The 5,432-nt window shown below is 38.9% G+C and carries 6 protein-coding genes; 1 reads left to right on the top strand and 5 read right to left on the bottom strand.

All coding sequences use genetic code 11. The annotated features are described in order from the left end of the window. On the top strand, nt 1-386 hold a 386-nt coding region (locus FJR38_RS25310), incomplete at its 5' end, for a site-specific integrase (RefSeq protein ID WP_168540156.1). Nucleotides 387-531: 145 nt separating this feature from the next. On the opposite strand, the gene FJR38_RS25315 is transcribed toward FJR38_RS25310, so the two are convergent. The 5 genes from FJR38_RS25315 to FJR38_RS25335 form a co-directional block, all read right to left on the bottom strand. Then, entirely contained in the window at nt 532-918 is a 387-nt protein-coding gene (locus FJR38_RS25315; protein WP_174764130.1) for a hypothetical protein, read from the bottom strand. A gap of 196 nt (nt 919-1,114) precedes the next feature. Next, entirely contained in the window at nt 1,115-1,906 is a 792-nt protein-coding gene (locus FJR38_RS25320; RefSeq protein WP_254449559.1) for a DUF2207 domain-containing protein, read from the bottom strand. Between the two features lie 204 nt (nt 1,907-2,110). Further along, entirely contained in the window at nt 2,111-2,881 is a 771-nt protein-coding gene (locus FJR38_RS25325) for a mobilization protein (protein ID WP_168540158.1), read from the bottom strand. A 147-nt stretch (nt 2,882-3,028) separates the two neighbouring features. Further along, the gene (locus FJR38_RS25330) at nt 3,029-3,580 is read right to left on the bottom strand and encodes a hypothetical protein (RefSeq protein WP_168540160.1); all 552 of its coding nucleotides are present in this window, start codon (nt 3,578-3,580) and stop codon (nt 3,029-3,031) included. A 2-nt stretch (nt 3,581-3,582) separates the two neighbouring features. Further along, complete coding sequence (locus tag FJR38_RS25335; RefSeq protein WP_174764131.1) at nt 3,583-4,833, bottom strand: ParM/StbA family protein; 1,251 nt, start codon at nt 4,831-4,833, stop codon at nt 3,583-3,585. Between the last annotated feature and the right edge of the window lie 599 nt (nt 4,834-5,432).

Below are 5,432 nucleotides of genomic sequence, written 5' to 3' on the forward strand. Positions count from 1 at the left end.
ATAAGCAACGGTGGTGTTTTTACAGTGAAGCGGCGCAAAAGAGTCTAAATCACTACTTAAAGTATTATAGACATCTCAACCATCCTGCCCTGTTTACTGCCCAACAGCCAAAAACTTTGATTGTCTCTCGTCTATCGTACCGGATGGCTCATAAATCCTGGACAAGTTTGATTGGGAATGTTACGGAACTTCAGGGGGTGAGACTTCATGATTTACGGCACACTTTTGCTACAGAACGGGTGGGGCTAATGGGGATTGAGGAACTTAGGGCATTGATGGGACATGAGAGCATTCAGACAACTTTACGGTATCAGAAAGTAACGCCACAACGAGCTGAGGAAGTAGCACACAAGGCGTTTAATAGTCTGCCCAATTTTTGCGAATAATTTTGGTAATTAATTCAGATTTGACAGTCATCATCAATACTTTTAACTGGGGTTAAATTTATGGGGCAGGGAATACATACTACTCTGTACCAAGAGAATGAGGGTAAGCTATCTTCCGGTTGCTTATTATACAAGTATTAGCTAATCAATTTATTTTGGTTCTGAAACCGTTGTCCTGCAATCGTTTCAGCCTTAGCGTACAATTTTCCCGTTTTGGCACGGTGATGCCATCTACAGCAGACATTGATCCCAGAGGAATACCAGTCTGAACCAATTTAGCTTCTTCTACTGGACCCCACAAACGTAGATTATGCTTGATGCAGCGTTTACCATCTTTAATTGGGGCAATGATATTACCACAAATATTTACTTTAACATCATACAATGGTGAATATTCAGGTATAGAGGGAGCTTGTGCTTTGACAATATTGCTTTCACTTTTGCTATTTGTCTCTACAGTATCAGGAGTACAAGCTGCTAGAATTATTCCTGTTATCATTAACCAAAAACAGTTAACTTTTGTCTTCAACATTGATTTACTCCTATTTCACAATTGAGCAACTAATATTAAGTAGGTTGGCGTTGAAAATTGTCGTTATGGCAAGGCAAGAGGCACTCATGCAAGAGGGAAGAGATTTTCAGCGATTTTACATTTTTGTACTTGCTTGGTTTTTTCGAGCCGCCTTACTTAAATAAGCTGAAAAACAAGATTTCTGACGGATGAATACTTACTGAGAAACAAACTTTCGTTGATTAGGAGGTTGCACCCAAAGAGTACAAAAACCTGATACAGCTTTTCTGTTACTTTGTCCTATTTCTAATGTCACTCCCAAGCGTTTTACTTCTTTAGTACAGGCAAGTTTACCGATACTATCTCGACTCAATAAATCTCGATTCCATTCCATAAAATTGCGAGCAAATTTACCTTCATTCGTGGTTGTCCATGCCAAAGCATTAGCTTCTTCTTTAGTCAATTGGCGTGAACCAGTTGGATCTAAATTGCTAGATTGATACCAAAGCATTGCACCTATACCCAGAAGTCCACCCACTGTTGCGGTAATCAATAAGAGTATTCCAGCAACAATTAATGAAGGAACTGAATGAATGGCACGCTCAAATTCTGTATGCTTAATTAATGTCGTGACTGCATGAGCGATCGCTTTCTGTTGACCCTTGACTGCTGCTTTTTCATAGCTTTGCAGATGGTCATAAAGTTGGGTTTGCCACTGGTCAAACATTGTCTCCATTTCTTGAGGACTGTCTTCCAACAACACTTGTAATCTGCCAGTAGCAATCATCATTAGAAATGCCGGGTCATCAGGGTCTAGTCCGGTTTGAACAACGATTTCCCAAACCCTCGCTTTAAAAGCATCATCCTTACCACGAATTGCTAAATCTAGTAAAGTAGGGTAAGGAATTCGACTTAACCCTCTACCTCTAGCAGCGACTGAATCTAAAAAATCATCATCTAAATCGAGTTCTTCAGTCTGATAATGAGTCATATCTTTATTGGGTTTCATGTAGATTAATTCCTGATACAGCAGATTCGAGGTTTATGAAGTACAGTAACTAAGTTTTAAAACTACTTTCTAAAATTGGTGTACCTCATTTACTCCAAAAGTGCTGTAATTTAACTTTCAGCAATCAAAGATTTTAAGCAAGCATTGAACTATTAACAAAGGCTACACAAACCTAAATTTTCATCTTTTTTAGCAAAACCTACATTACTTCTTGGTAGCGACTTTCCCATTACTACTAGCACTATCAACTTTTTCAGATGGGGGAGTAATTGAAGCTGCTGGTGGATTCCAAATTTTAGCTTTTTCAATTTCTTCAAAAGCTTGTTTGAGAAACCTATGCAATCTCTGTTTACCTAATATTCCTAATTCACCATAATTTTTAGCTTCAGAAAAATTTATTCGTTTGGCATCAAGGATATTCCTTTCTCGGTAGCTAAACTTAGGAAAATCAATTACTGGGACTTTGTAAGTCTTGATTAAGTCCTGTAACTCCTGATTTTCATCTATGTGTTTCCAATCATCACATAAACCAAAATTACGGACAAAGATATGTTTAATTTTCTTTTCAAATCTTTCTAAAGACTGTATAAATAATTCTAGACTGTCATATCCTCCACTACAAACAAACCATTTATGTATCTTGACCTTGCTTTTACCACTAATTTCTAAAATTTGATTACGCTCAATCCAATCGGTTACTGTTGGGTATACTTGAGCAGGTAAATTGACAATCACAGAATTTTCCAGTGCTAAATCAAAGATTTCATCAGCTTCATAAGCTTTGCGTTCTGATTCACTAAAAACTGCTGTTTTATGATTGTCAGGGTAAAATGCACCTACATCTGGATTACTTTGATCAGCTTCCACCAATTCATAAAGTAATTTATTATCAATGCAATATTGCACCATTACTCGTGCAAATAAAGACTTACCAACACCACCTTTTTCACCATCAATGAAGTGAATTGTAGCCATCTTATTCTCTCCTTTGTGATTTAACTAACTGTGCATTTATATAGGAATCTGGGTTGAATTTTGAAAATATACTGAGATTGAAATCTTTATCCAAACAGGATTTTATCTGAAAAACCGTTCAGAAATAAAATAGATTCCTATAGATGCTTAAATATCTGTGAACATATCATTATCGTCATCATAAAAAGACCCTTTCCCAGGAATAAAAGAATCAGAATTACTTTGATTTTTTGCCTGATTACTATTCCCTTGGTCTTGGCTACTACTATTATCATTACTACTGAAATTACCAGCATTTGAACCAAACATAGTAGCCAGTGTCTGAGGATTAGTCATCGTACTTATAGGTACAGCTACAACATCACTTGATTTCTGTGGTAATCCTAATTCCATTCGCAAATAAGCTAAATGTTGCTCTAGGGCATGACAACAAATCAACCCTATCCGATGCACTTCTTGATCACTAATACCTACACCTGTATTTACTAGGGTTTTGTATGCTAATGGCAACCAGCATATTCTAATTGCTTGTAATACCATTTCTTTACCAGTTTGTGCTTTATTTCCCTGTTGTAAATATGCAATTAGTTTCCCATCTACAGTATTTGCCAGAGGACGATATCGAAAGCTAAAATCTTCCTTTTGTCTGTTGTTTTGTCTATTAGGGTCATGATTTTTAGGTAATTTATTATTAGTCATATTTATGCCACTTTCTCCATTTGCGCTCTAAATCGCATAAACAAGCCAAAAGCATCAATTAACCTAAAGGACAAAGCTTCTTGTTCTCGGAAACTATGGTAATAATCATTACTGGCATTTTTAAAAGCTGCTTGTACCTGCTGCTGTAAATCCGTACCCCAATAAGTGGGAATTTCTTGAAAACATTCTTGTAATTCTTGCTCTAAGTACAAAGCTGCACCACCACTCAAAATCACTTCGTTCACCGCAGGTAAAGTTGATTCCAGCCAATCGTAAAGCCTAGACCAATACTCAGATTTAGCAGTCGCAATGGCATTAACAATCATCTGCAACTCATAATCAATGTTTTTTGCGTCTCTACTTTTAACCAAAGCGCGAATCGCTTGGTTATCTGCTGTAATATCTGAACCGGCTGCATAGATAGCAGCAGTCAAAGTGGTGGCATCCTGTCCAGAGGTGCGTTCAATTACCCGCTTTACCATTTGGTGAAAACCCAACCCATTGGTATAACCCGCTGTCATCTTCCCTCGTTCAAATAAGAGCAGACTGGTATTGCGATGCCCAAACATCAGCACGGCAATGGTTTGGGAGTTGAACCATTCTTTCCCATTCTGGCGTTGGCGAATCATGGCTAATCCCGCACCTTCAGGCAGACACTCGAATCGTTCCAGTTTTACCCGCAACCTTTGACCCCGAAATTTAAAATCTTTGAGTGCCACCCGCAACTGTTCTTCAAAGGCTTGACGATTTTGATATTCGCCATAGGGTAGTAGTGAAGTCAGTGATAACGAGAATCTGTTGGGCAATTTATTGTGTTGAGCGATTGCGCTCCGCTCGCTGCCGGAGGCGATCGCTAGGTCGCGCTTCCCTATCGCACTTTGCACCGTGCTGGAAGTGATTTTGCTTTGCACACTGCCGCAGGCGATCGCACCAATAGCAGCTAAAGCTTTGTGAATCGAGGTTTCGTACTTGAGTTTATCTAGTCTCGCGGATGCTGAAAACTGGCGTGCTAGGAATCCAACTACCGTACATTGTGTATCACCATCTACGGCACAAGATACCCAAGCTTCATCTACTGGTTTAGGAGATTCTAGACCCTTGCGACTTGACATATAAGCGTCAATCGAACTTTGGGGCAACTTCAGCATTTCTGGTTCCATTGTCATTAAACATGGTTGGCCTTCAGTTGCTAGTTCGTAAACAATCTTGGTCAAGGAAGCACCAGGGTCAAAACTGACTATCAGATTTGACATTGACTTTAGCTGTGGTTATACGTAAAAGCTGCTTTTAACTTAAATCCAAAGATTGCTCGTGAACATCACTCTATTGACTATTTTTTTGCTGCAAATTTTAGCCAGTTGGTTATTTTTTTCACAATCGTTGCTCAATTCTTGGCTTTTCTGTTAATTTGATCCAGTTCTAAAAGTATGGCAATGCAACGCCACTGGTACTCCAGTAGAACTCCACTGGAATTACACTCAACCGTCACTAAAACTCCCGTAAAACTCCACTCAACCGCCATTGTATGCTGTTTGTATAGTTAGAAACTGTCAATAAAAAAGCTTGTTGATAATAATTTTGGCAGTAAAACTCCAGTCCTACTCCATTGGTACTCCACTGAAACTCCACTCATGTTTTTGATTTGAGCGGACTAAAAAAACGTTTGGAGCATAGCAAGCCATGTCGCAATGTGCATCTCTAGGATGCAAAAATTTTGTACTTTTCAGGGAAGCAGCGACAGACTTGCCCTCCTTTCACGGTTCCCCTACCTAAGTAGGTTAACCACCGTGACGGAGGGGAAGATGATACGAAAAAAAATCAAAACTCACAGGACTTGCTTTCACTCTCAATA

This window comes from Anabaena sp. UHCC 0253 (genome assembly GCF_009712085.1).
In the GTDB taxonomy this organism is placed as follows: domain Bacteria; phylum Cyanobacteriota; class Cyanobacteriia; order Cyanobacteriales; family Nostocaceae; genus Dolichospermum.